The sequence below is a fragment of the Kurthia senegalensis genome, assembly GCF_000285595.1.
GTDB lineage: Bacteria > Bacillota > Bacilli > Bacillales_A > Planococcaceae > Kurthia > Kurthia senegalensis.
In genome coordinates this window covers 84,694-109,094 of sequence record NZ_HE611066.1, presented here as the reverse complement: position 1 = coordinate 109,094, position 24,401 = coordinate 84,694, and the positions used below count along the sequence as shown (strand labels likewise).

23 protein-coding genes and 1 pseudogene are annotated in these 24,401 nt (G+C 37.7%); 12 read left to right on the top strand and 12 right to left on the bottom strand.

The genetic code is table 11. The features are described from left to right. Positions 1–11: 11 nt before the first annotated feature. Both KSHG_RS07915 and mnhG read left to right on the top strand, forming a co-directional pair. Positions 12–281 carry a Na(+)/H(+) antiporter subunit F1 gene (locus KSHG_RS07915; RefSeq protein ID WP_147630507.1) on the top strand — a complete coding sequence of 90 codons (270 nt, stop codon included), beginning with the start codon at positions 12–14 and terminating at the stop codon, positions 279–281. Further along, entirely contained in the window at positions 262–639 is a 378-nt protein-coding gene (gene mnhG, locus KSHG_RS07910; protein WP_010304392.1) for a monovalent cation/H(+) antiporter subunit G, read from the top strand. The genes KSHG_RS07915 and mnhG overlap by 20 nt, the downstream gene beginning before the upstream one ends. A gap of 26 nt (positions 640–665) precedes the next feature. On the opposite strand, the gene KSHG_RS07905 is transcribed toward mnhG, so the two are convergent. Then, complete coding sequence (locus KSHG_RS07905; RefSeq protein WP_010304391.1) at positions 666–1,409, bottom strand: thermonuclease family protein; 744 nt, start codon at positions 1,407–1,409, stop codon at positions 666–668. A 203-nt stretch (positions 1,410–1,612) separates the two neighbouring features. Between KSHG_RS07905 and KSHG_RS07900 the strand changes: the two genes are divergently transcribed. After that, complete coding sequence (locus KSHG_RS07900; RefSeq protein WP_010304390.1) at positions 1,613–1,855, top strand: hypothetical protein; 243 nt, start codon at positions 1,613–1,615, stop codon at positions 1,853–1,855. Positions 1,856–2,027: 172 nt separating this feature from the next. Further along, entirely contained in the window at positions 2,028–3,371 is a 1,344-nt protein-coding gene (gene brnQ / locus KSHG_RS07895; RefSeq protein ID WP_010304389.1) for a branched-chain amino acid transport system II carrier protein, read from the top strand. 48 nt (positions 3,372–3,419) lie between these two features. On the opposite strand, the gene KSHG_RS07890 is transcribed toward brnQ, so the two are convergent. From KSHG_RS07890 to KSHG_RS07870, 5 genes are all read right to left on the bottom strand, one after another. After that, on the bottom strand, positions 3,420–3,959 hold the full coding sequence (locus KSHG_RS07890; protein WP_010304388.1) for a GNAT family N-acetyltransferase: 540 nt from the start codon (positions 3,957–3,959) through the stop codon (positions 3,420–3,422). A 180-nt stretch (positions 3,960–4,139) separates the two neighbouring features. Continuing rightward, positions 4,140–4,949 carry a hypothetical protein gene (locus tag KSHG_RS07885; RefSeq protein WP_010304387.1) on the bottom strand — a complete coding sequence of 270 codons (810 nt, stop codon included), beginning with the start codon at positions 4,947–4,949 and terminating at the stop codon, positions 4,140–4,142. Between the two features lie 180 nt (positions 4,950–5,129). Then, positions 5,130–6,200, bottom strand: coding sequence for a serine hydrolase (locus KSHG_RS07880; protein WP_010304386.1), 1,071 nt, complete (start codon positions 6,198–6,200; stop codon positions 5,130–5,132). 162 nt (positions 6,201–6,362) lie between these two features. After that, complete coding sequence (locus tag KSHG_RS07875; RefSeq protein WP_026022537.1) at positions 6,363–7,349, bottom strand: YhgE/Pip domain-containing protein; 987 nt, start codon at positions 7,347–7,349, stop codon at positions 6,363–6,365. 17 nt (positions 7,350–7,366) lie between these two features. Continuing rightward, entirely contained in the window at positions 7,367–7,582 is a 216-nt protein-coding gene (locus KSHG_RS07870) for a YhgE/Pip domain-containing protein (protein WP_026022536.1), read from the bottom strand. 158 nt (positions 7,583–7,740) lie between these two features. Between KSHG_RS07870 and KSHG_RS07865 the strand changes: the two genes are divergently transcribed. From KSHG_RS07865 to KSHG_RS07850, 4 genes are all read left to right on the top strand, one after another. Next, positions 7,741–8,382 carry a TetR/AcrR family transcriptional regulator gene (locus KSHG_RS07865; RefSeq protein ID WP_010304385.1) on the top strand — a complete coding sequence of 214 codons (642 nt, stop codon included), beginning with the start codon at positions 7,741–7,743 and terminating at the stop codon, positions 8,380–8,382. Between the two features lie 26 nt (positions 8,383–8,408). After that, positions 8,409–8,969 (top strand): hypothetical protein, encoded by a 561-nt coding sequence (locus KSHG_RS07860; RefSeq protein WP_010304384.1) that lies wholly within the window; start codon positions 8,409–8,411, stop codon positions 8,967–8,969. A 100-nt stretch (positions 8,970–9,069) separates the two neighbouring features. Then, positions 9,070–9,996, top strand: coding sequence for an ATP-grasp domain-containing protein (locus KSHG_RS07855; RefSeq protein WP_010304383.1), 927 nt, complete (start codon positions 9,070–9,072; stop codon positions 9,994–9,996). A 403-nt stretch (positions 9,997–10,399) separates the two neighbouring features. Further along, on the top strand, positions 10,400–11,383 hold the full coding sequence (locus tag KSHG_RS07850; RefSeq protein WP_010304382.1) for a ring-cleaving dioxygenase: 984 nt from the start codon (positions 10,400–10,402) through the stop codon (positions 11,381–11,383). A 591-nt stretch (positions 11,384–11,974) separates the two neighbouring features. Here the strand turns inward: KSHG_RS07850 and KSHG_RS16460 are convergent. From KSHG_RS16460 to KSHG_RS07825, 5 genes and pseudogenes are all read right to left on the bottom strand, one after another. Beyond that, positions 11,975–13,876 carry an LTA synthase family protein gene (locus KSHG_RS16460; RefSeq protein ID WP_010304381.1) on the bottom strand — a complete coding sequence of 634 codons (1,902 nt, stop codon included), beginning with the start codon at positions 13,874–13,876 and terminating at the stop codon, positions 11,975–11,977. 624 nt (positions 13,877–14,500) lie between these two features. Continuing rightward, a complete protein-coding gene (locus KSHG_RS07840) occupies positions 14,501–15,280 on the bottom strand; it encodes an ABC transporter ATP-binding protein (protein WP_010304380.1) in 780 nt (259 codons plus the stop codon). Between the two features lie 12 nt (positions 15,281–15,292). Further along, entirely contained in the window at positions 15,293–16,276 is a 984-nt protein-coding gene (locus KSHG_RS07835) for a FecCD family ABC transporter permease (RefSeq protein ID WP_407635303.1), read from the bottom strand. A 33-nt stretch (positions 16,277–16,309) separates the two neighbouring features. Further along, a pseudogene (locus tag KSHG_RS16455) lies at positions 16,310–17,318 on the bottom strand (FecCD family ABC transporter permease). A gap of 98 nt (positions 17,319–17,416) precedes the next feature. Beyond that, a complete protein-coding gene (locus KSHG_RS07825) occupies positions 17,417–18,385 on the bottom strand; it encodes an ABC transporter substrate-binding protein (RefSeq protein WP_010304378.1) in 969 nt (322 codons plus the stop codon). A 312-nt stretch (positions 18,386–18,697) separates the two neighbouring features. Between KSHG_RS07825 and KSHG_RS07820 the strand changes: the two genes are divergently transcribed. The 3 genes from KSHG_RS07820 to KSHG_RS07810 all read left to right on the top strand — a co-directional run bounded on the left by KSHG_RS07820 (position 18,698) and on the right by KSHG_RS07810 (position 21,017). Continuing rightward, positions 18,698–19,438, top strand: coding sequence for an alpha/beta hydrolase (locus KSHG_RS07820; protein ID WP_010304377.1), 741 nt, complete (start codon positions 18,698–18,700; stop codon positions 19,436–19,438). Positions 19,439–19,597: 159 nt separating this feature from the next. Beyond that, positions 19,598–20,416: a helix-turn-helix domain-containing protein gene (locus tag KSHG_RS07815; RefSeq protein ID WP_010304376.1), complete on the top strand. Its 819-nt coding sequence runs from the start codon at positions 19,598–19,600 to the stop codon at positions 20,414–20,416. A gap of 283 nt (positions 20,417–20,699) precedes the next feature. Further along, positions 20,700–21,017 (top strand): hypothetical protein, encoded by a 318-nt coding sequence (locus tag KSHG_RS07810; protein WP_010304375.1) that lies wholly within the window; start codon positions 20,700–20,702, stop codon positions 21,015–21,017. Between the two features lie 104 nt (positions 21,018–21,121). Here the strand turns inward: KSHG_RS07810 and KSHG_RS07805 are convergent, their stop codons facing one another. Beyond that, positions 21,122–22,246, bottom strand: coding sequence for an ABC transporter ATP-binding protein (locus tag KSHG_RS07805; protein WP_010304374.1), 1,125 nt, complete (start codon positions 22,244–22,246; stop codon positions 21,122–21,124). Positions 22,247–22,616: 370 nt separating this feature from the next. Here KSHG_RS07805 and KSHG_RS07800 point away from each other — a divergent pair, with 370 nt between their 5' ends. Then, positions 22,617–24,062, top strand: coding sequence for a transglutaminase domain-containing protein (locus KSHG_RS07800; RefSeq protein WP_010304373.1), 1,446 nt, complete (start codon positions 22,617–22,619; stop codon positions 24,060–24,062). The last annotated feature ends 339 nt before the right edge of the window (positions 24,063–24,401 follow it).

Genomic DNA, 24,401 nt, shown 5'->3' with positions numbered 1-24,401 from the left:
TTTTTGGCGTGATGATTATTTGTAGCATCGTGATTGGCATTTCATTGTTGTTACTCGTGCTACGTTTATTAAAAGGACCGACGACGATTGACCGCGTCATTGCACTCGATGCGATTGGCGTGTCATTAATCGGATTAATCGGTATTTTTTCAATCATTGTGGATACGGCTTTTTACGTAGAAATCATTTTATTGTTAGCAGTACTCTCTTTTATCGGGACGATTTCGTTTGCGAAGTTTTTAGAGAAAGGAAAGATTATAGATGATTCTTCTAAAAAGTAGCCTCATTTGTTTGTTTATGATTGTCGGAACGTTTTTCATTTTGATGGCAGCCATCGGTATTTATCGTTTTCCCGATGCATATACACGCGCGCATGCAGCGTCTAAAAGTTCGACGCTCGGCATTTTATTTTTATTAATTGCGGTATTTTTATACTTCCTCTTCATGGAGCATTCTTACAATGCTCGTATTCTTTTAGGCATTGCTTTCTTATTTTTAACGGCACCGATTGGCGGGCATTTATTAACGCGTGCTGCTTATTTTTCGGGTGTTCAACCGTCGGAGCGAACGAAGCGAGATGAGTTGAAACCTATTTACGAACAAATGAAAAAAGAACAACGAAAAAACAGGTCTTCGTAAAGAAGACCTGTTTTTATGTACATTATTTATTTTTCGCAAGCATAGCCGTCTTGATCGCGGTCCATTTTTGCTTCATACGCTTTATGCGACTTTGGTACGCCATTTGGATACACTTTTCGCAGTTCCGTACAGTTTTTAAATGTGCTCGTTTTGGAAGAAGTTGTTTTCTTCGTTGTTGTTTTTTTCGTTGTTGTTTTTTTCACGTTCGCTTTTTTCTTCGCATTGAAGCCAGCTGTCGTGACATATCCTGATTTTGACCAAATACGCAGTTTTTCTTTTTTCGCTTTCGATTGTGCGACTAAATATTTTGCTTTATTTGTCGTGTTTGGTGAGTAAATGTAGGCGACACGCGCGTAGCCTTTACGAACGAGTTGTAAGTTTAAATCTTTTCCGTCGACGTAGACATATGCCAATTTACGACCGTATTTGTCGCCTTTAAAGCCATTTTTATCGAAATCTAATTGGATTTTCTTTGCATTTTTTAGTTTTGCTTTCGTATAGTTACTCGCTTCTTTCCCGAAAGGTTGTACGCCTTTTGATGGGTGTACGGTTTCAGGGGTATCGACTAAAAGGAAGCGAACTTTGATCGTTTTTCCTTTATAAATGAAAGAAGCGGTATCTCCATCAGTCGTTTTTGCAAGTTTCACAGTATGCAGTGTTTTTGCTTGTGCGGTCGTTGTTGTTGTAGAAGTTGAAGGAGCGGCTGCATAGCTTGTTAAAAAAGAGAAGCCGAGCAGTGCTGCAAACGCTACATTACGTAATTTTTTCAATTATAATCCACCTTTATTGTCTATAATAAATAGATTTTATCGAAATATGAGGTGGATTTCGCATACTATAAGACCTAAATTTGTTTCATTTTTATAAAATAGACTTATTTTTATTGAATAACGAAAGAATAATCATGTATGAATAGGATTTATTTCATGTGTATACGGGAATAAAAGGAAAAAATGTATAGGAGGGATACCGAATGGGAGAGACGTTGCACTTATCGAAATTATTACTCATTCTCATTACATTTGCCTTTGCTTTTTTCATTCTTATTAATGAAGCTTTTCAATTATTACCGCTACAATTTGGCGTGATGACGCTACTTTTCATCGTTTTGGCGATTGAAGAATGGCGGTTTAAAGGAAATATCGTCAATGCCGTCACGATTGGAGCAGGACTTATTTTCGTCATTGCGTTTGGTATTTTTAAAGGATTTTTGTAAGTATTTACATGTTTCGTACGTATAAATAACGTAAAAGATTGAAATTGGCTAAAGTTTTCTGAATTAATCTTGTTTTTTAAGTTTTATATTGCTATTATTATGACTAATTATTTACGAACGGATTGTTTGTAGCATAATCAATTTCATAATTTCATAGTAGGAGTGTAACTTAATGGACAAGAAAGTACCTTTTTCAACCTATGCCATTATCGGAACGATGCTTTTCGGTATGTTTTTTGGTGCGGGTAATTTAATTTTCCCTATTCAAATGGGGCAACTTGCAGGAACGAATTTTTGGCCAGCATTAATCGGCTTCTTAGTAACAGCGATCGGTTTACCTTTCTTAGGGATTTTAGCGATTGGGTTATCAGGAAGTAATGGGTTACGCGACCTTGCGAGCCGTGTACATCCGATTTTCGGTGTCGTTTTTGCGATGGCGCTCTATTTAACAATCGGTCCATTCTTTGCGATTCCTCGTACGGCTACCGTACCGTTTGTCGTTGGATTTGAACCTTTTATTTCACCAGAGCATAGTCAGCTTTGGTTAGTATTATTTAGTTTCATCTTTTTCTTCATCGTTTTTTATTTTTCATTAAATCCAGCGAAAATTATGGACTATATCGGGAAATATTTAACGCCAGCATTTTTAATTTTTTTATTTGTCCTTATTTGTGTCAGCATATTTTCACCGATGGGGTCATTCGTCAAACCGAGCTTAACGTATGTCAATGAGGCGTTCATGACCGGGTTTAAAGAAGGATACAATACGATGGACGCATTAGCATCTCTTGCATTCGGGATTATCGTGATCCATTCGATTAAACGTTTAGGTATTACCGATAAGAAGTCAATTGCGAACGTAACGTGGAAAGCAGGTATTTTCGCTATTATTTTAATGGGAATCATTTACGGACTCATTACGTATATGGGTGCTTCTAGCGTGAGCGCAATTGGTACGTTTGAAAACGGCGGACAAATTTTTGCTGCAGTCGCAGAACATTACTTCGGTTCGTACGGTGCGATTTTATTAGCGATTATTATCGTGCTTGCTTGTTTGAAAACGAGCATCGGTTTAATTACAGCGTGTAGTGAATTTTTCCATGAAGTGTTCCCGAAAGTCGGTTATAAAACATTCGTTACAATTTTATGTATCGTGTCATTCGCCATTGCGAACGTCGGCTTATCGAATATTATTAAATTTGCCGTACCTGTACTGATGTTCTTATATCCGCTTGCGATCGTGTTAATCGTTTTAGGTTTAACGTCACCATTGTTTAAACATAAACAAAGTGTCTACATGACGGCGATGATTTTCACATTTTGTGTAAGTATTTTTGATGGATATGCAGCATTAATTGGCAATGTGCCTGCTCTAACGTGGCAACCACTCGTATCCGTTCTTAATTTTTATAAAGACGTCTTACCGTTTTATAGCTTAGGGTTAGGCTGGCTCGTTCCAGCGATTGTCGGTATGGTGATCGGCTTATGTATCCCGGGTAAAAAGAAAGCGATGTAACGTCATTGCTAAAATAAAACCCCTTCCGAAAATTGGAAGGGGTTTTTGCTATTTATTTAATTGTTGTTCCCACTCTTCGCGCAAGATGCCCATTCGAATGGAATCATAATAAATCCCTTCGTATAAACGAACTTTTCGAATACGTGCTTCCATTTGCATACCTAATTTTTGTCCGACGCGAATCATGCGCTGGTTGCCTGACCATGTCGTGTAGCCGACACGGACGAGGGGAAGTGTTTGGAATAAGTGGTCCATCCATAGACGAAAGGCAATTGTGCCCATTCCTTTTCCCCAATTTTCGGCTTCATTTAAACAAATGCCCATTTCAAGCCAATTGGAATCGCGATGTTCCCAGTAATAGCTTACCGTGCCGACTAAGCGACCATCTAAATCAATCGCATAGCGATCTTCTACGCGAACCCAGCGCTCTTTTTCTTTTAAAAAGGCATCGTATGTTTTGGCGTAATGCGGATAGTAAGGGGCATCCCATTTTTTCCATTCGGGATTTTCATCTTTATAAATAAGCTCCCACAGTTTCGGTAAATCTTTTTCTTCAATTGGGCGAATCGTAATCGGTTGTTGTTTCATAGAGTTCATCTCCATCATTGTATGTATGCATTTATTGTACTATAGTTAGAATTTTCAGTAAACAAACACAAAAAAAGAACTATTAAGCGGGGCGCTTAATAGTCAAAAAAGAGAAGAATATGAAAAGTACATATATACTATTGCCACATTATTAGATTGTTAAACCTATTGTATGAAAAATTAATTTTCTTCTTTTGATGATAAAAGTTGTTCGATGCGTTCGTTGTATGTCGCATGCAATTGGTTAATTTCTTGTTGGTGTTGACGTGTCATCGCAACGAGTTCATTGTTTTTCAACGCTTGTTGCTCCATTTTAACGTATTGTAAATCTTTTGCATGACGCTCTTCAATGGCAGCGAGTTGCTGTTCTAAGTCATGATTTAATTGATATGCTTTTTGAGCTTCTTTATCCGCTTCTTTTAAGCGTTGTTGGACGTTCGCTTGCAGTTTATCGTACTCTTTTTTCAATTCGGCAAAATCATTTCTCATACTGTTTGAAGCAGCGATGTCATTTTCCAGTTGAGTGATTTTATCGCTATAGCTTTTGATTAATGCTTGTTTGTCACCCATCGTATCGGCAATTTCTTTATTTTGAGCTTCAAGTTGAGCAATTTCATCATTAAGTGCATCGTATTCCGCATGAACAGATTGTACTTCTGTTTCTTTTTCTTGAAGTTGTTTTTGTAAGTTTGCAATCGTGACATCTTTTTGTTTCACTAAATCGGTTGAATCTGAAATCGCTTGATCGCGTAAATAACGAGAGCGTTCCATCATATTCGCAACGAGCGTATAAATACGTTGTGTATGATGTTCGAGTTCGTTTAAATCGGTCGTAAACTCGGTCGTATGTTCTTTCATTTGTTGCACTTGATAAAGTGCGACAGCTTTTTCGAGCCATTCTTTTGCTGAAAAGCCACTTTCTTCAATGATTTTTTTTGTTTTTTCGTGCATTTCTTCTGTAATTTTAAAGCCCATTGTTTTATCAGCCATGAAATTTCTCCTTCGTTAACTATCCTTGCAGCAGGGAAGTTAACACGTAATCTTTTGTTAACTTTAGTGTAGCACATTTCGAAATGAAGGAAAAAGAACATTGCATAAAATAAAAAAACCCTAAAACTTAGATTTTACTCTAACTTTTAGGGCATAACACCGGACCGACTTTTTTGACGCTTAAGCTAAATTCATTTTTAAGCGTTCTAAGAAAACAGGGTCGGAGATGACGCGTGCTTCAAAGTTTGCAACGCTCAATGATAATTTCATATGTTCTTGAGGTGTTAAATTCGTAGCGAAAAAGGCAAGTTCTGTTTTCGTACTTGCCGCATCTGTCGCGTACAAAATCGTTGAAACGGAGCGATTCGTGCCGGCTGCTATGAGCCCACCTGTCGCAATTGCTTTTTTAAGTTCAGGTGTACGAAGTGTATCGGCAAAAAGAGCGTCCATCGTTTTAAGTACGTCTTCACTGAAAAAGGCACGGTTGTTTAATTTTTTCAACAGCGAAACGTATTCACGTGTCGTTGCTTTCGGTAGACGGTCTTGCCACCATTTTTCGACAGCGTATTTACTAGCAGTCGTTTTAGCAGAAGAAGCAGGCTCAGTTTCAGCTAACTCTTTATGCACGGCAAATGCTTTTTTACGATAATCGATAATCGACAGTTTATTCATCTCCGTATCGTTTAACGTATATTTTTCGGGGATGTATAGTGCACTAGATGTTGGATAAAGTAAATCATGCTTCGTTAATTGTAGTTTTTTCAACATCGCTTGGATGGCATCTATGCCAAGATAGTGCATTAAAAATTCCATGTTGGCATTCGAATTATGTTCAATCATCCCTTTCGCAATTTCGTGAAGCGGAACTTCTTTATGGAAGTGCGCACGGCGTATTTCATTTAACCAATCTTTATGCAAATCGAGTTCAAGGCGGGGTACGTGATAACGATTGATTTCTTTCAATGAAATCATCGTGTCTTGTTGAATCGTGCCGTCCGCTACTTGTTGTGCGTAAGCGAGTGCAACGATCGTACTCGGGATGTTCGCTACGGGAAGGGGCATTTGTCCGTTTACTTCAACGACTGTACGACCTCCTTGGCTTAAAGTTAAGGCAACATTCCCTTTTTTTGCATTGTTTTTTGTGAAATCCATTACCGATTCAGGTGTTAACATTTTCTTTTGGCTTAACATCATTAAACCCATCAATGCGAACATGACAAGTAATACGATTCCTCCTATAAGTAATAACATGACTCAGCAGTCACTCCTTTTTATCTATTCCTTCTTATTATAACGTGATTCAACGTCACAATGCATAAAAAGCCTCCGTAGATCATTGAACAATTCGTGACAGAAAAATTCTTCATACAAAAAACGTTTCATACGTAGAATTCGCATGAAACGTTTTAGAAATTAAGCAGCGTTTTTTTTCGTTACAACGTTTTTAAGCCAAATAACGATGAACGAAACGATGGTGATGCCGATTAAGACATTCGTGTTGTGGTTCATAAAAGAATTGTCGAAGAAAAGAAGTTCTTTCAATCCTTCAATTAAAAATTTCATCGGTAACCACGGTAAAATGTATGCACTATAAAAATGCGGAACCATTTCGGGTACGACTTGAATAAGTGGTAGACCGAAGAAAATAAGCAAGGCGAATAGCACAGCACTTGGGAGCTTCAACCATTTAATTGTCGCTAACATCATGTAACAAAATGCTGTGACAGCGAGGCTTACGAATAGCGCGATTTGTAAAAATGAATCAAATTCATAACCTAAAATCCACGTTGTAAACCACGTAATAATAAAGCCAGCAAATAAACCATAAACGATTGGAATGAGTGATTGAATCGCTTGGAACTTGCGCATTGTGCGTGTTTCAGCAAATGAACGCTTACTTAAAGCGAGGTATAGCATCGCAGCACCGAGTAGGCTACCGACCCATACAGGCGTAAATAAAGCCGTTGGGGTGCTCGTTAATTTACCCGCGGCATTTACTTTTAGTAATTCCGTCGTGACAGGTTGTGCTAAAATCGCAATGGATTTCGGTTGAACGAGTGAAATCATCGTTGGTAACGTTTTGAATGTATTTTCTGCTTGAGGAGCAGCGGCAGCCGGTAGCATTTGTAACATACTTTCAAGTTGCGTTGCGACTTGTTTGCTTGCTGCATCTGTTTCTTGTTGCAATTTGACAGCGATTTGTGCGCTAAGTGTCGTATTTAGTTGCGTGCTGATTTTTTCGAGAATCGTTTGAATAGACGTCGCAAGTGCGGGATTTGCTCCTTCATTGATGTAAAGCTGTAACGTACTTTGTGTCGGTGCATCGGTTTGAAGTGACGCTAGTTGTTTTGAGAATGCTTTCGGAATGACGATCCCACCGTACGTTTCACGCTCATTCATAGCAGCCTTCATTTCTTTTACAGAATCATATTCAATAAAATGAATTGTTGTAGGCTCATTTTTTTCAATTGTTTCAGTAATGTCGCACCAACTTCTCCTGCATCTTCATTAACGAGTGCGATTGGTAAATTTTTTGGCTCCATTTTAGCCGTTGGAATTTGCGCTGTTAAAAATAATAAGGCAATCGCGAACAACGCGATAAATGGAATGAGAAAGAATTTGTTTTTTTCCATAATAATCTCCCTTCAACACGAAGTCGATTACTCAACATTGTGTTGTTTAATTAATATCGTTATTATAGTAGTAATACGAGTTTCTGACGATATGCAATGTTTGCTCATTTGTTCGTTACTCAACAAAAATGATGAAATTGTTTAGAAAGAGGGATTCGATGGATCGTAGAAAAAGGAAAACACGACTAGCGATTCAACAAGCTGTTGCGCAACTAATAACGGAAAAAGGATTTGAAAGCATGACGATTTTAGATATTACGGAGCGGGCAGACATTAATCGCGGGACATTTTATTTACATTTCGTAGATAAATACGATATGCTCGATCAATTTGAGGAGGAGCTCGTGACGAAAATTAAACAAGCTGTACTCGAACATTTAGCATATGACGCATCAGCAGAAGATTTAATCATCACGCGTTATCCAACACTCGTGAACGTATTGCAATGTATTTCAGACGAAAAGCAAATTTTAGAAATTTTATTCCAGACGAAAGGGATTTTATCATTGCAAACACAAATGAAAGACGTTTTCTTACAATTATTTCAAATGGACGTATTACGCGATATGGAAACGATTTCTACAAAAGTATCGCCAGATTTCTTTGTGACAATTTTGACGTCTAATTTACTAGGCTTTGCGCAGTACTTTTTAGTGAGTGATGAAGAGATGAATCCGGAAAAATTAGCGAAAACAATGCTAAATGTACTAATTAATGGTCCAGCACGAGTAGGTGGTTTATTAAAGGGTAATATGATTAATGTAGATGAGATTATTGCGCAATACGATATGAAAAAATAATAATCCGATAAAATGGAGGGGATAAAATGAAGAAATTCCTTCGTTACGTATTCATTTTAATTCCATTTCTAAGTGCGAGTGTCGCATACGATACGTCGTATCCAAAAGCTTCAGCGAAATCGTATAAATCATATAAATCACCACGATTTTCAAATGAGCATACGCGCGGTGGTTTTTATAAAAAAAGATACACTAAAAAATTATCGAACGGCTTCGTTATTCAAAATGGTAAAAGTAGTTCATTTTATGAATACCCTGATTTATACGTGCGTAGTGCAAAAGGAAAACTGCTCTATAAAGATCGTCGCATTGTCAAAGTGTATACAGGAGAACTTCGGTATGCGGTGAATTCAAAAGGTTACTTACATATTGTTTATGTAGATAATCAATCGCGAGCACGGGCGAAAGTGACAGCAGTCTCGATTGCACCGAGTGGGAAAACCCGCAAACGTGTATCGTATGTAAAAGGGAATGTGACGAAAAATAGTAAGTTTACGTTTGAAACGACGACTCGATTTGTCGTCCAAACGAAAGGAAGTAAACGAATTATCCGATTTAAACAACCGAATATTTCTATTGAATCGTGAATTGTGTTAGTTTTCATACAATTCACGATTTTTTGTTTCATATCCTAGTAAAAAACTATGAATAGAAGTAAAATAAGTGGTACATAAAGGAGTGGGGAAAATGAGTAAAGTATATATTTTACATGAAAACGATGAATGGACTATTCACTTAGAGAAACGTTTGCAACAACTGGATGTACCATACGAAACGTGGCATTTAGCAGAGGGGCACATCGATTTGTCACAAGAGCCACCAGAAGGCATTTTCTACAACCGTATGAGTGCTTCATCCCATACACGTAATCATCGATTTGCACCAGAATACGCAGCGGCTGTCATTGATTGGTTGGAAAGTTATGGACGTACGGTATTTAACGGCAGTCGCGCACTTAGTTATGAAGTGAGCAAAGTAAAACAATATACGCGTTTAGTCCGTTACGGAATAAATACACCTAAAACAGCTGTAGCGGTTGGGAAAGAACAACTTATTGAAGCAGCAAAACAATTTGGTATCACACCATTTATTACGAAGCATAATCGTGCCGGAAAAGGACTTGGTGTTCAACTTTTCCATTCAATCGAAGCATTGACACAGTATGTAGAAGGTCCTGATTTTGAAGAGCCGGTGGATGGTATTACGCTGATTCAACAATATATCGAATCACCAGCGCATTTTATTACACGAGCTGAGTTCATTGGAGGGAAATTCGTCTATGCTGTGCGAGTCGACACGTCAGAAGGCTTTGAATTATGTCCTGCAGACGCTTGCCAAATCGGCGATCAATTTTGTCCAGTCGGGGAACAACCTGCTATGAAGTTTGAAATTTTACCGATGCCAAAACCCGATTTAATTCCGAAATTTGAAGCGTTTTTAGCCGGAAGCGGAATTGATGTCGCAGGCATTGAATTCATTATGGATGCAGACGGTCATGCATATGCATATGATGTGAACACGAATACGAATTACAATGCAGATGCAGAAAAAGCATACGGCACATATGGTATGTTAGAACTCGCTACATTTTTAAAAAAGGCATTAAATAAATAGTATGAAAAGAAAGTATCTGTTACGTCGTAGAAAGGTATATGACGTAACAGATGCTTTTTTATTGTTTGAGCCAAAGACGTATAACAATGGAGAGTTCGGGAGTACTAATCGATTTGAGTAGTTTAGAGAAGCGGGAAATGTTAAAGCGGACGCAATCATGCTGAAGCGTCTCTTCATAGTTCGTACATACGAAAGAAGTGAGTGTTGAACATATTTCAAAGCATCGACTAAAACGATCGTGACGAATGCTAGTGAAATTAGTTAAAGAACCGATGGAACGACTCTTTTAAAAGTACGTAATAAAAGTTTATTGAGGAAATCTATTGACGTCTATTAAATCACGTGATAATATATCTTTAAACAAAGATAAATTAATTAAAGATATTCAAGGAGGAACTATATAATGAAAAACTTAAAAGGTATGCACCACGTAACAGCTATTACGAGCAACGCAGAAAAAAACTATGAATTCTTTACTTACGTATTAGGTATGCGTTTAGTGAAAAAAACAGTCAATCAAGATGATATCCAAACGTATCACTTATTCTTCGCAGATGATGAAGGGAACGCTGGAACAGATATGACATTCTTCGACTTCCCAGGCATTCCAAAAGGAACACACGGTACGAACGAAATTTACAAAACATCATTCCGTGTCCCAACAGACGCAGCATTAGAATATTGGGAAAAACGTTTCACTCGTTTAGGTATTACACATTCAAAAATCGAAAAACAATTTGATGTGAACGTATTATCATTTTCAGATTTCGATGATCAACAATATCAACTCGTATCAGATGAAACGAACACAGGTAGAGAATCTGGTAAACCTTGGGCGAAAGGTCCAGTACCAAATGAGTTTGCCATTACTGGATTAGGTCCTGTCGTCGTACGTATTTCAGATATCGAATACTTCTCTGCTGTTTTAGTAGAGGCAATGGGTTACACTAAAATCGCACAAGAAGACGCACTTTACTTATTCGAAGTAGGAGAAGGCGGAAATGGTGCACGTGTAATCGTAGAACATAACACAGAGCTTCCACAAGGCATGCAAGGCTTCGGTACAGTGCATCACGCAGCATTTTGTGTTCGTGATAAAGAAGAGTTATTACAATGGCAACAACGCCTTGAAACAATCGGTTTCCGTACATCAGGTTATGTAGACCGTTTCTTCTTCGAATCATTATATGTTCGCGTAGCAAACGGTGTATTATTCGAATTTGCAACAGAAGGTCCTGGTTTCCAAGGTGACGAACCGTACGAAACATTAGGCGAAAAATTATCATTACCACCATTCTTTGAAAATGAACGTGAAAAAATCGAAGGCTTAGTTCGCCCAATCAATACAGTACGTAGCACAATTAATTTCGAAAAAGAATACGAATAAAAAGAGTCGTTTTTAATACATCGCTTCGTTTGAGAAAATCAAACGAAGCGATTTTTTTGTTCTATGAGGGGGTTGTAAGCATCGTCGCTACTGTACTTTTTCACATCATCTTCAAACGACTCCGAAAGAGTTGTCACATTGAACGTAAAAAGCACAATGGCATCGCTTCATGTAGACTTCCATTGCCGGTCGCGATACATGTATAGAAATATGAACTACTTGTTGCGAATGCAGCTACCGATGAAATAATTGATCGTTTACCGAACCGAGAGGAATCAACGATTAAAATATGAAGTTAGTGTACGTGTAAGTTATTTCACAAAGGATGCGGACGCTTGCTGGAAAACGAATAAATAGAAAAGGTGAGATGAAACCATACTTGTATTAGTCCGATGTCATTGTTTGCAATAAAAAGTTAAAAGTCGAAAATAATCTAATCCGTATGCTTTACACGTGTCTGAAGCGTTTACCGTAATGAATAGAGAAATGCTTTGCATTGACAAAAGACAATGTTTAAAAGCGACTGAAACGAAAAAACACTTCTAAAGATATAAAATCTTTAGAAGTGTTTTTGTATAGGCTTAAACGCTATTATTCGTCTGTTTTTGTTGAAGTTTGTACTTCATCAGCATTTTCATTCGTATAATCATAATCTGCTGGATTTACTTTCGTATAGCCTTTAGGTGTGTAGAAGCGGAGAAGGTCACTGTTAACAATTTCATCTGAAATTTGCAGTTTCTCATCTACTTCTTTTTCAATTTTAGAACCTAATTCAGATTCTTCTAGAACTTCACCTGTTTTACTGTTATAAAACTTACCGTTTACAGAGGAAACAGTAGGGCTCATAAAGTCTCCGTTACGGAATGGCACGATTTGTTTATGTTGTGATGAAAGTAAGTCTGTACCGAGTTGTACGTATTTCTTCGTATCGACACCTAATAGGTGAAGAATGGTTGGTAACATATCTGTTTGACCACCGTACGTATGATTAATGCCGCCTTCCATACCTGGAACGTGAATCATAAGAGGAACACGTTGTAGGTTGGCACTTTCGAATGAATTGACTTCTTTGCCAATAATTTTAGACATCGCCGTATTGTGGTTCGTTGAGATACCGTAGTGATCGCCGTATAATACGATCATCGTATGATCGTAAAGACCATCTTTTTTCAGTTGTTGGAACAATTGTTTAACTGATTCATCTAAATAACGAGCTGTTTGGAAGTAATCATCGACACTAGCATCACCAGTCGTTTCTTTATCGATTGTCGTTAAATCTTGATCCATTTTATAAGGGAAGTGGTTCCCTACAGTAATTAATTTCGTATAGAATGGTTGTTTTAAATCTTTCAACATTGAATCAGATTGTTTGAAGAACGGTTTATCGAGTAAACCATATTCAGCCATATCTTTTGAATTAGACGTATCATAGTAACTTGCATCATAGAAGTTGTCGTATCCGAAAGATTTGTAAATTGTATTACGGTTCCAGAACGTACCGTTATTACCGTGGAATACAGCAGATGTGTAGCCATAGTCTTTTAAAATACTAGGCGCGGCTTGGTACGTATTTTGTGCTTTCGTAATGAAAGCAGAACCTTGTGGTAAACCGAAAAGTGAGTTTTCTAACATGAACTCAGCATCTGACGTTTTCCCTTGACCAGTTTGGTGGAAGAAGTTATCAAAGTACTGTGTATTTTGATTTTTCGTTAATGAGTTTAAGAAAGGTGTGACTTCTTCACCGTTAATTTTATAGTTTAATAAGAACGTTTGGAATGATTCTAAGTGAATGTAAACGACGTTCATATTTTTAGCAACACCAAAGTATTCTTTATTAGGTTCTGCATAATTCGTACGTGTGTAATTTAACACTTTCGAAATGTCATCACTATTTGCAAGTGCACGTTGTGATGACGCGTGTGCTGTTTCAAATGAATCGTAGAATGTGTAGTTGTACATACCTAAGTATTTCACGATGTACGTACGGTCAAATCCACGTGTTAGAAGCTGAGGGCGATCGGCTTCTGCAAGCGCTAAGTTTAAGAAAGAAATAGCAAGTGCAGCAATTAAGACGATTGAGCCACGACGGCGACCAACTTTTGCATTTTGTTCGAATAATTGTTTTTTAAATACACGTAATCCAATTAAGAAGAAAACATCGACAAAGAATAAAATGTCATATGGTTTAAGGAGAGATAGTACACTACCGCCTAAATCACCGAAGTTTTGTGTTTGGAAAAGCGTTGGTAACGTAATAAAGTCACTAAAGAAGCGATAGTATACAGCATTCGCATAAAGTAAAATCGAAAGCAATGTATAAATAACAATTAGCGCTGTAAATTTACGTTTTCCTTTTTTAAATAGGAAGCTGATGCTCAATAAAATCATCATCGTTCCAAGTGGATTAATAAATAGTAAGAAGTTTTGTAGGAAGCCTTTTGCTCCTAAAGAAAACTGTGTGATTTCAACGATGTATGTTTTAATCCAAAGCATACATACGGCCAGTAAAAAAATGTAGAAGAAATTAATCTTTCTAGATTTTTTTGGTTTAAAGGTAAGTCCATTGTTACACCTTCTTTTAGGTATTTTCAGTTAAGTATAATTTTTCATTCGTTCATTCGTTTAAGTATCTAGAAATGCCATGAAACAAAAACTAGGACGTTACTAAAATAACAAAGGTTGCCACTACTATGCAATAAAAAAGTTTTATGAAAATAATCTGAAAATTATTTTATGTTTAAAAAACAATTAGTTTAGTTTTGTAAAGTATATCTCATAAAAAGACGTTAGTTAAAATATACCCTCTTAATTGAAAAATATGCCTTATTCATAAGGAAAGTGCATAGATAATCCGATTTTTTATTGAAAAATAGTCATTTTTAGGAGCAAATTGCACTTCCGTTCATCTTTTTTATTAAATGTGACATAAAAAGGAATTTTTAAAACATCTTTTCGATTTATTAAATAGTTTTGTTTGTCGGTCTTTTTTGAAATCGTTTACAGCATAAAAGGAATATATGTTCACTAAATAATAAAAGAGGCAGCCATCGCTACCTCTTTTATTATTTAGTGAAATTAGTATAACTCGCCAGTCTATATAAAGAAATCCAAATAAGTTTATAACACATCGTAAGAAAGACAAACAGGTGTGCCTTCATCATCGACGATTTTCGCTTTAATGTTGAAAATCTCTTGCAAATGTTTTGGCGTCATAAATTCGGCAGGTGTGCCGGTCATCATGATTTTGCCTTCTTTCATTGCAATAATCGTATCTGAAAAGCGCGCAGCTTGATTAATTTCATGTAATACCATAACGATCGTACAACCATGTTTTTCGTTAATGTCTTTGACAATTTTTAATACTTCCATTTGATGGGCCATATCTAAGTAAGTTGTCGGTTCATCTAATAGTAGAATGTCCGTTTTTTGAGCGAGTGCCATCGCGAGCCATACACGCTGTCTTTGACCACCAGATAGTTGAGAAATTTCACGATCAGCAAATTCGAGTGTTTTCGTTACGTCCATTGCCCAATGAATGCTTTCAACGTCTTCTTTTGTTAATTTATTAACGTTTTTACGGTGTGGGTAACGACCGTATGAAATGAGTTCTTCTACTTTTAGCTGCGCTGGAGCAGAGGGACTTTGAGCTAAGATGGCAATTCTTTTCGCAATGTCTTTTGACGACATTTTTTGCATATCTTGCTCTTGCAAGTACACTTTTCCTTCGTCTTTTTTCAAAATACGGCCAATTGTTTTTAATAAGGTGGATTTCCCACAGCCGTTTGAACCGACAATCGTCGTAATTTTGCCGTATTCAATTTGACCATTTAACGCGTTAAATATTTGGTGTTGGTCGTAACCAGCAGATAAGTTTTCAATTTTAAATGCGAGTGTCATATGTGTACCTCCTTAACGTGCTTTAATGAGTAAGTATAAGAAATAAGGAATGCCGATAATCGAAACGACTACACCGACAGCTAATTCAGATGGGGCAAAAATTGTTTTAGCGATAAAGTCTGAGATAAGCAATAGGGCTGCACCGATTAATGCACTAAATGGCACGACGTATTTATGGTGTACGCCAACTAATTGGCGGGCGATATGTGGTGCCATTAGTCCGATGAAGCCGATGCTTCCTGATACAGATACGCAAGCACTCACGATCCCGACGCTCGCTAATAACAATTTAATTTTTTCTTTTTCAATAGAAATACCGAGACTTATAATCGTACTTTCTTCTAATTGGAAGTAATCGAGTAAATGTTTCTTACGATAAATGTAAAGGCCTAGTAGTACGACCCACGGAAGCATCGCAATGATGAACGCCCAGTTTGCATTGTAAATCGTACCCGTTTGCCAAAGTGCAGCCATTTCGAAATCTCTTTCACTCATTTTAAGTGTAATGTAGAGAGCGAGTGCGCCGAATCCTGTATTAATTGCAATACCAGTTAATAGAAGGCGCTCTACGTCAAGGCGACCATTTTTATAGGCGAATACGAAAATAATTGCCGCAGCAAGGACGCCACCGACGAGACCAAAAATAGGCATCATCATAATGTTTAGAAGTTGTGAACCGTCTGCACGAGACGCATTGAATTGGAAAAATAACATGAAAAATGAAACAGCCGCACCAGCACCGGCGTTAATCCCTAAAATACCAGGATCGGCTAAATCATTTTTCGTAATCCCTTGCAATACGCTACCGGCAATGGCAAGACCAATCCCGACGAGCAGCGCAATAATAATACGTGGAAGACGGAATTCAAAAATAACGAGTTCAAATTTGGGATTGCTTTCGAGACCAAAAATCGTTTTGAGTACTTCTGGAACGGTCATATCAAACATACCGTTCGTAATATGTACGTAAAAAGCGACGAAAATAATCGCGATAATGAATAACGCTTTGAGCCAAATATTTTTTTCGGTTTAAGCATTCGAAGAACCTCCCTTTGTACGAATTAAGTATAGGAAGAATGGGATCCCGATAAAGGCAGTTACGACACCGATTGGCGTTTCGAATGGAAAATTCAAATAGCGGCTAATGAGGTCACAAGCACTTAAGAACACTGCGCCGACAGCTAATGAACAAGGAATGATGAATCGATAGTCGACACCGACTAACATACGTACGATATGTGGAATGATTAATCCGACAAAGGCAATTTTTCCGACGAGTGCGACGGACGTACCTGTTAGTAAAACGACGGCGAGCATGGCTAAAATACGTGTCGTTTGTGTTTTTTGACCGAGTCCTGTCGCAATGTCTTCACCGAGAGAAGAAATCGTAATGGCACGAGCACAACCGAGTGCCATGAATAATCCAATTAAACCGAATGGTAGGGCGATTAATAGAAGTTGCATGTCGACCGTTTGGATTTTCGTATTGTACCAAGAAGCAATCGTTTGCGATACTTGGAAGTACATCGCAATCGCTGTCGCAACACTACTTAAAAAATGTCCCGATGACCGTCCCGATAATGGCGAGTCGAACAGGGGAAAGCCCGTTTCGAACGAGTGCGCCGAAACCGAACACTAAACCTGCACCGATTGCAGAACCAATAATAGATAAAATAATCATTTGAACGTTTGGTAGACCTGGAATGAAGACGACCGCAATCGTAATAACGAAAGCCGAGCCATCATTAACTCCCATTAAAGAAGGGGACGCAAGATAGTTTCGTGTAATCCCTTGCATGACCGCTCCGGCAACAGCTAAAAAGGCACCGACACAGACGATTGCAAGCGCTCGTGGAATTCGATTGGCACGAATAATTTGATGGTCCGCGTTCGCTTTATCAAAATGTGCAATCGCATCCCAAACCGTCTGGAGCGGAATGTCCTTCGTTCCGAACATGATGGACACAGCGACAATCGCGAAAAGTAGAAAAGGGGTTGCGATTAAAATCAGTGCCGACCGTTTAGATGATTTCATAATAGTTACCTCGTTTTCTAAACAGAAGAAGAGTTGAGCCATTGAAATAAGAAACAATTCGCTCTTATTCAAAGTGCCCAACTCTACTTTAGTTTGTTAACTTATTTTAAAAGTGTATTTTGTACAACTTCTAAGAATTTTGTTTTAGACCATGCTGTACCACCTTCAGCAAGACCAGGAACTTCGTTTGCGAATACGTGATTATCTTTAGCAGCTGTAAGTGATTTGAATACAGCATCTTTTTGTAAATCTTCTAAAGCTGTTTTCGTTTTAGGATTTTCAGCTTCGTCGAATTCTAAGTAGATGTAATCAGGGTTCACATCAGAAAGAGATTCTAAAGAAATTTCAGCTTGTGCTTTAGCGGCTGTTACGACTTTAGGTGCTTTTAAGCCAAGTTCTGTGTATAAAACTGGGTTGAAGTATACGTTTTCAGGATATACGTACATAACGCCACCGCGAATACGAATCATTAAGACGGATTTGTCTTTTAAGTCGCTACTTTGTACTTCTTCTTTTACAGAAGCGATATCTTTTTCGTATTTCGTAATGATTTCTTCTGCTTTATCTTCTTTGCCGCCGATTTGAGCTAGAGCGCGTAAGTTGTCTTTCCAATTATCAGAGAAGTGAGAGTAAGGAATTGTTGGAGCCATTTTGTTCATTTTAGCTACAACGTCTTCTGCCCATTTATCTGTACCGACGATTACATCTGGATCAAGTGATAAGATTTTTTCATTGTTAGGAGCCATTTTGTCGCCGACTAATTCAGCGCCATCAAGACCTTCTTGTAAGTATGCTGGAATTGCACCGCCGACTTCTAATACGCCGACAGGTTTAATGCCAAGAGCAACTGAATCTTCCATTGCTTCCATACCAGCTGCTACGATATTGTTTGCTGGATTTGCAATTTTATAGTCATTGCCTAAGTATGTAACGGTCATTTCTTTCGTGCTTTCAGAAGAAGCTTCTGTTTTCGCATCGTTTGATTTGCCTTCGTCATTTGATGAAGTACCACAAGCTGCTAAAGAAAGTGCGAATAGTGCAGCGGCACCCATTTTAAAATATTTATTCATGTATTTTCCCTCCGATTTTTAAATGAAATTCATTCTCAACTACGATTACTATACTATCACTCGATGCATAAGAGATGAATGGAAATTTCCTTCTTCAAAAATGGATTATTTTTTGGTAAATAATTGAAAATAGAATGTTTATCGTTTAAAAAAAAAGCTTTTAAATAAAAATCCATATAAAAATATGGATTTTTATCCTATTCATATATGGATAACCATTATTTTTCTGAATAAAAAGTGTAAAAAGTAAATTGGAATTGTATGATAATACATAGTAATGTATACATAAATGAGAAGAAAGTAGGAGGATTTATGGAGAAATGTATCGAGAAATACTCTAAACAGACGGACTATACATATGAAATTCGCATATTTGTCCCTGATAAGCCAGCACCCGAAGAAGGGTTCCCGATCATTTATTTATTAGATGGTGGTTGGTATTTTGATCTTGCGAAAAGCGTCGTGCGCATGCAAAGTCGTAATAAATTAAAAACGAACGTACATGAAGCAATCGTTGTCGGAATTGGACATAGCGAAGAAACGGTCCGTACGAGACGCTTTTTGGATTTTACAGCGCATGCGGAGCAGTACATCTTCCCTGAAAGAACGAATGGGAAGCATATGTCGAATATGCCTTACGGTGGTGCCGAACAATTTGAGCGCTTTTTAACGACCGAGCTGAAACCGTGGATTGAAGGGCAATTTGCGGTGAATGAAAAAGAACAATCGCTCTTCGGTCATTCATTGGCAGGCTATTATGCGCTTTGGACGTATTTCCACCGTACGGAAACGTTCCAGCACTATATGGCGATTAGTCCTTCCGTTTGGTGGAATGATTTTGAACTAATGAAAGAGCAACGAACTGCTGTTGGGAATCCGACATTGATAATAGCTGTTGGGGAAAGGGAGTCATTTATGGTAGAAGAAGCTCGTGCTTTTTTTGAACAGCTACGAGATCCACGCGCAACGTTTTATGTCGTACCGAATGAAAATCACGCATCGGTCGTACCTACTGTAATGAGCCGAGCATTTCGAACATGTTTTAATCAATAATGATAATCATTTTCATTGACGACTTCATTTTTTACCGATACACTAGTATAAGTTAAAAAATGAAATGTATTCAAAATGCATGCGTTACTGAAATGAATGACGAAAACAAACGTTCGTACCGCGCATTTTTGCGTGGTATTTTTTTATAGGAGGGGAATTATGGCTATTCAAACAAATGACCTAATCGAATATTTTGCGACATCTACAATCGAATACCGTAATGCATTCCAAGCGACACAAAGAGCGAATAAATTAGATATTAATCGAAAAACAGCGTTTCAAATGTGTGGTTTTATTATTCCATTGCAAGGGACGGCTCGTTTTTCATTAAACGGTGTGCCGTATCATATGGATGAGCAAACGATTTTACATGCTGGTAAAAATATGGATATTAAAATAAAAACGTACGATGAAGATTGGACGTATGCGGTGTTGCATTACGAAACGATGCAGTTAGAAGAGAAGTTTAAACATTTCGAGCATGAGCATTTTGCAATTGAATTAGACAATATGCAACCGATTTTAACGAAAGTGGAACAGCTTCTTTTAAAAAACTTAAGTCCCGATCATTTCTCACAGTTTGAATTGAAAGTGATATTTATGAATATTTTACAAGAAATTGTGAATAGCGCGCGAAATAGTGAGTATGATTTTACGCTACAACAAGTTTCTAAAGTAATTAATTACATGCATGCCCACTATGAAGAAAACATTTCCATTAGTGAGCTGGCGGAAATTTTCCACATTGATTCGAGACGAATTGCGTCCTTATTTGAAAAAATAACGGGGATGACACCGGTACACTATTTAATGAAATATCGTGTTTCAAAAGCGAAAGATTTATTGAAAGTAACGGATTTGCCCATTTCTGAAATTGCGGAAGCGGTCGGGTATCAAGATCATTTTTATTTTAGTCGCGTGTTCAAAAAAACGACCGCGCAGTCACCGAGTGCTTATCGAAAAGAAAATGCGCGCTAAATACATACGACGTGAAGTTAGAACAGTCGATCGTGCATTTTAAACGAGCTGTGCTTGTAAAAAACGTCACTTAAACGAAGAATATTATACGTGTATATAGGAAAGAGTCGTCATGAGTTTCACCTTGTGACGGCTCTTTTTCCTTTTTTCGCATGAGCGATGAACTTTGTGTAAATGCCTTGTTAAGAATTTATTAAATTCAGCGTATTTTCTCCTATTCAGACGTATTTTCTTCTATACTAATCCGTAAGAAGAAAGATTCTACTTAAAGGAGATGAAGTGGATGTTGCTATTAAACACAGCAAGCTTTATTTTAGGGATGCTCGCATTAGTACTGCCCGTTTTATTCTTTTTTAAAGGGAAAGAGTCAGAGGGACAGTTAACTATTTTTTTAAGTATGGGGACGTGTATGTTAGCAATTTGTACGCAAGTCGGTTACTTATTATTTTTAATTAACGTAAGAGATTGGAAACAAATTATTGAAAGTAGTCCCGTCATCTTTACATTCAGCGTATTTTTAGTCGTGATGACGACGTTACTGAATTTACGATACGTCATTCGAAAACCCCGCTTCAAATTAGAAGTAAAAGAAAATCATTAACATAAATGAACGGATGAAACCATCTTGCGACCGCTAGGCAAGATGGTTTTTATAATGCAAAAAAACACGTCCATAAGAAGGACGTGTTTAAACGCTTTGTTCGTTTATTTCGTTAAAAGTGCAGCCGTTTCTGTCATCGAAATACGAGCTTCTGATGCAGCATCGAAGAAATGGACTTTGTTCATATTAATAGCAAGAGAAAGTGATTGTCCTGCTTGAACGTCTCTGTTCGCATCGATTTTTGCAATAAATGTTTTGCCATTTAATTGTGAGTACAGCATGATTTCTGCGCCGAGTAGTTCGGCAACGTCTGCTTTCACATGAACGACTGGTGATGTAGTCGTTGTAGCATCTAGCACTTCGTTGAAATCTTCAGGACGAATGCCGATTGTCACTTCTTTATTCACATAGCCTTGTTGTTTTAATGCCGCCATTTTTTCATTTGGAATGGCAAGGTCGATGTCGCCTACTTGGATGAATCCTTCACGTAGCGTACCGGTGAAGAAGTTCATTGCAGGAGAGCCGATAAAGCCTGCTACAAAAACGTTTACAGGGAATTCATACACTTCTTTCGGCGTTCCAACTTGTTGGATGACACCGTCTTTCATTACGACTAAACGTGTTGCCATCGTCATCGCTTCCGTTTGGTCATGCGTGACATAAATCGTCGTCGTTTGTAGGCGTTGATGTAATTTAATAATTTCTGCACGCATTTGTACACGTAATTTTGCATCTAAATTTGATAATGGTTCATCCATTAAAAATACTTTCGCATCTCGTACGATTGCACGACCGAGTGCCACACGTTGGCGTTGACCACCAGAAAGGGCTTTTGGTTTACGGCTTAAATACTCCTCTAATCCTAAAATACGTGCGGCTTCTTCTACACGCTCTTTCATTTCAGGCTTCGGCACTTTACGTAATTTCAAACTAAATGCCATGTTATCAAACACGGACATATGCGGGTAAAGTGCGTAGTTTTGGAATACCATGGCGATGTCACGATCTTTTGAAGGAACGTCATTCATACGCTTGCCATCAATGAGGAAATCCCCTTCCGAAATGTCCTCTAATCCAGCAATCATACGAAGTGTCGTTGATTTACCACAACCAGATGGTCCGACAAAAACGATAAATTCCTTATCTTCAATATGTAAGTTGAAGTCGGTAACAGCCGTCACCTTTTTATCGTAAATTTTATAAATATGATCTAATTTTAACTCTGCCAATTGAATCATCTCCTTCGTGTTTATGTATGGTTCATAGTGTATAAAATTATCTTATTTTGTGTAAATCGTATGGATTCATAAGATGAGTCGTATACATCTTGAATAGATTTAAAATGATTTGTTAATCATTGTATGTTGAAATAGCCATAAATCCAAATCTCGTTTAGACGTAAGCATTATTGAATGTGTACTAGTACATTGGTAATTAGGGTCTCTCCTTCACATGATTCTAGATTAAGTAAAATAAAATAGAAAGCAAATCGATTTATCATCATTTTTATCTGCGTATTATTTGAAAAGAATAACGCTAGTTACTTCAAATAGGAAGACGTATAATGGAAGAATAATTTAAAAGAATGTAGGGAAAAACATGGCACTATTTTTTGAATCATTACAACAATTTCAAAGGAGCGGTGGATTAAAGCAAACGACGATTACACCGAAGCAATTACTTCCAGCTATCGTCAGTCATATGCAGCGAGGCGATCGGAAGTTCTCATTGTACGTGAACGGACGTATGCCGAAACCATTGAGTGACTTATTACAAGATGCTTTTGACGTATCGCATCTACAACTTCCATTTCACACGCAACATTGTGGGAGACAGCATAGTAAGTATGTAAGCGTGACGAAAAATCGCATTAAAGTTGATTTTACATTAAATTATCGCATGACGCGTCCGCAACATCAGTGGGTGACAGAAGAAATCAAGCAAATTTTACAGCAACTTATTACGAAAGATATGACAACGCTTGAAAAAATCGTAGCGGTACATGATTATATCGTTCGAAACCATCAGTACGAAATGAATACGACCGGTTCGCCTTTTACGGTGTATACGTTTATGCATGAGAAACAGGGTGTCTGTATGGCTTATGCGTTATTGTTTGAAAAAATGATGGAGAGCTTAGACATTCCATGTTATTACGTTGTCGGAAAGGCAGACGGAGAAAGTGATCTCGGACATGCATGGAATATGGTAGAGCTAGACGGAGAATGGTATCATATCGACGCAACGTGGAATGACTTAGGTTCAAAACTGCCGAATCATGAAATTCGCTACCGTTATTTTTTACGTTCGGATGCGTTTATGAAGCGCGATCATCACTGGAATCCGGAGCATTATCCACAATGTTTAAGCGAAACGTACAAAGGATTGTCGAACGTATATGATGTGACGTTTAGTAATGGCAAGTTGTATTTTCCACATCCAAAAACAGCACATTTAATTGAGATGGACCTTGCAACACGTCGTACGAATACGCTGTTAGAAGAAAAAGTGCAATTTTGTACGATGCAAGAGGGGCAGCTGTATTTTAGTCATTACGGCAAAAAAGGGTATTTGTATACGTATTCGCCAGCGAGCAAGACGTTTTCGTGTGTGGAAGAGCGTCAAGTGACGAGTGTGAAGAAGACGCTTCACCAACTAGTTATTCAATTTAAGGACGGCGACCCGATGACATTGGACAGTCAGATAAAACCGATTGAAGTCGAAGAAGTCGAAGCGGAGGAAGTTCAATTAACGGGATTTGCGATGAGTTTATTCGGAAGTTATAAAGGAAAGCCACAACCTGTCCGCTTCGTAAGTGAAGATGGTATTGAAATTTTAATAGAAGAACCATTTAAGCAGCTAAGTATCGACTTTTTATGCTTTGAACAACTAACGGTTTCAATTACCGCAAATAAAAAACCACTTCATGCGAAAATCCCTGTGAAAGTGAAAATTCCAGCTACACTCGTAGAAGGAAAAGTAAATCATATTCAAACGACGACAGAAAATGGTTTCGTGTTATTTGAGATGATTCAAGATATTTAATTAAACAACTGTAGCATAAAAAACGCATCTGACAATCGGATGCGTTTTTTATTGTCGAAAAAGATAGGCATTCAAGAGAAAAAATGAATGATCGCTTTTTTAGTAGTGTCGCTTATACAAAAATAGGTGAAGAATGTTAGTTAGATGTTCTGTTAGTAATTATGGAAAGGAATCATTATTTAAAGAATGGTTGTCATAGGTAGCCGCTTACTTGAAAATTTTATTACGATGCAAGATGATTTCATGAAGAAGCCCCTTTTATCTCATTTGTGGAATCACGCTATTAACAAAAAGATATGAATTAATTCGTGTTTTTTTGTGTATAATGGATATAAATAA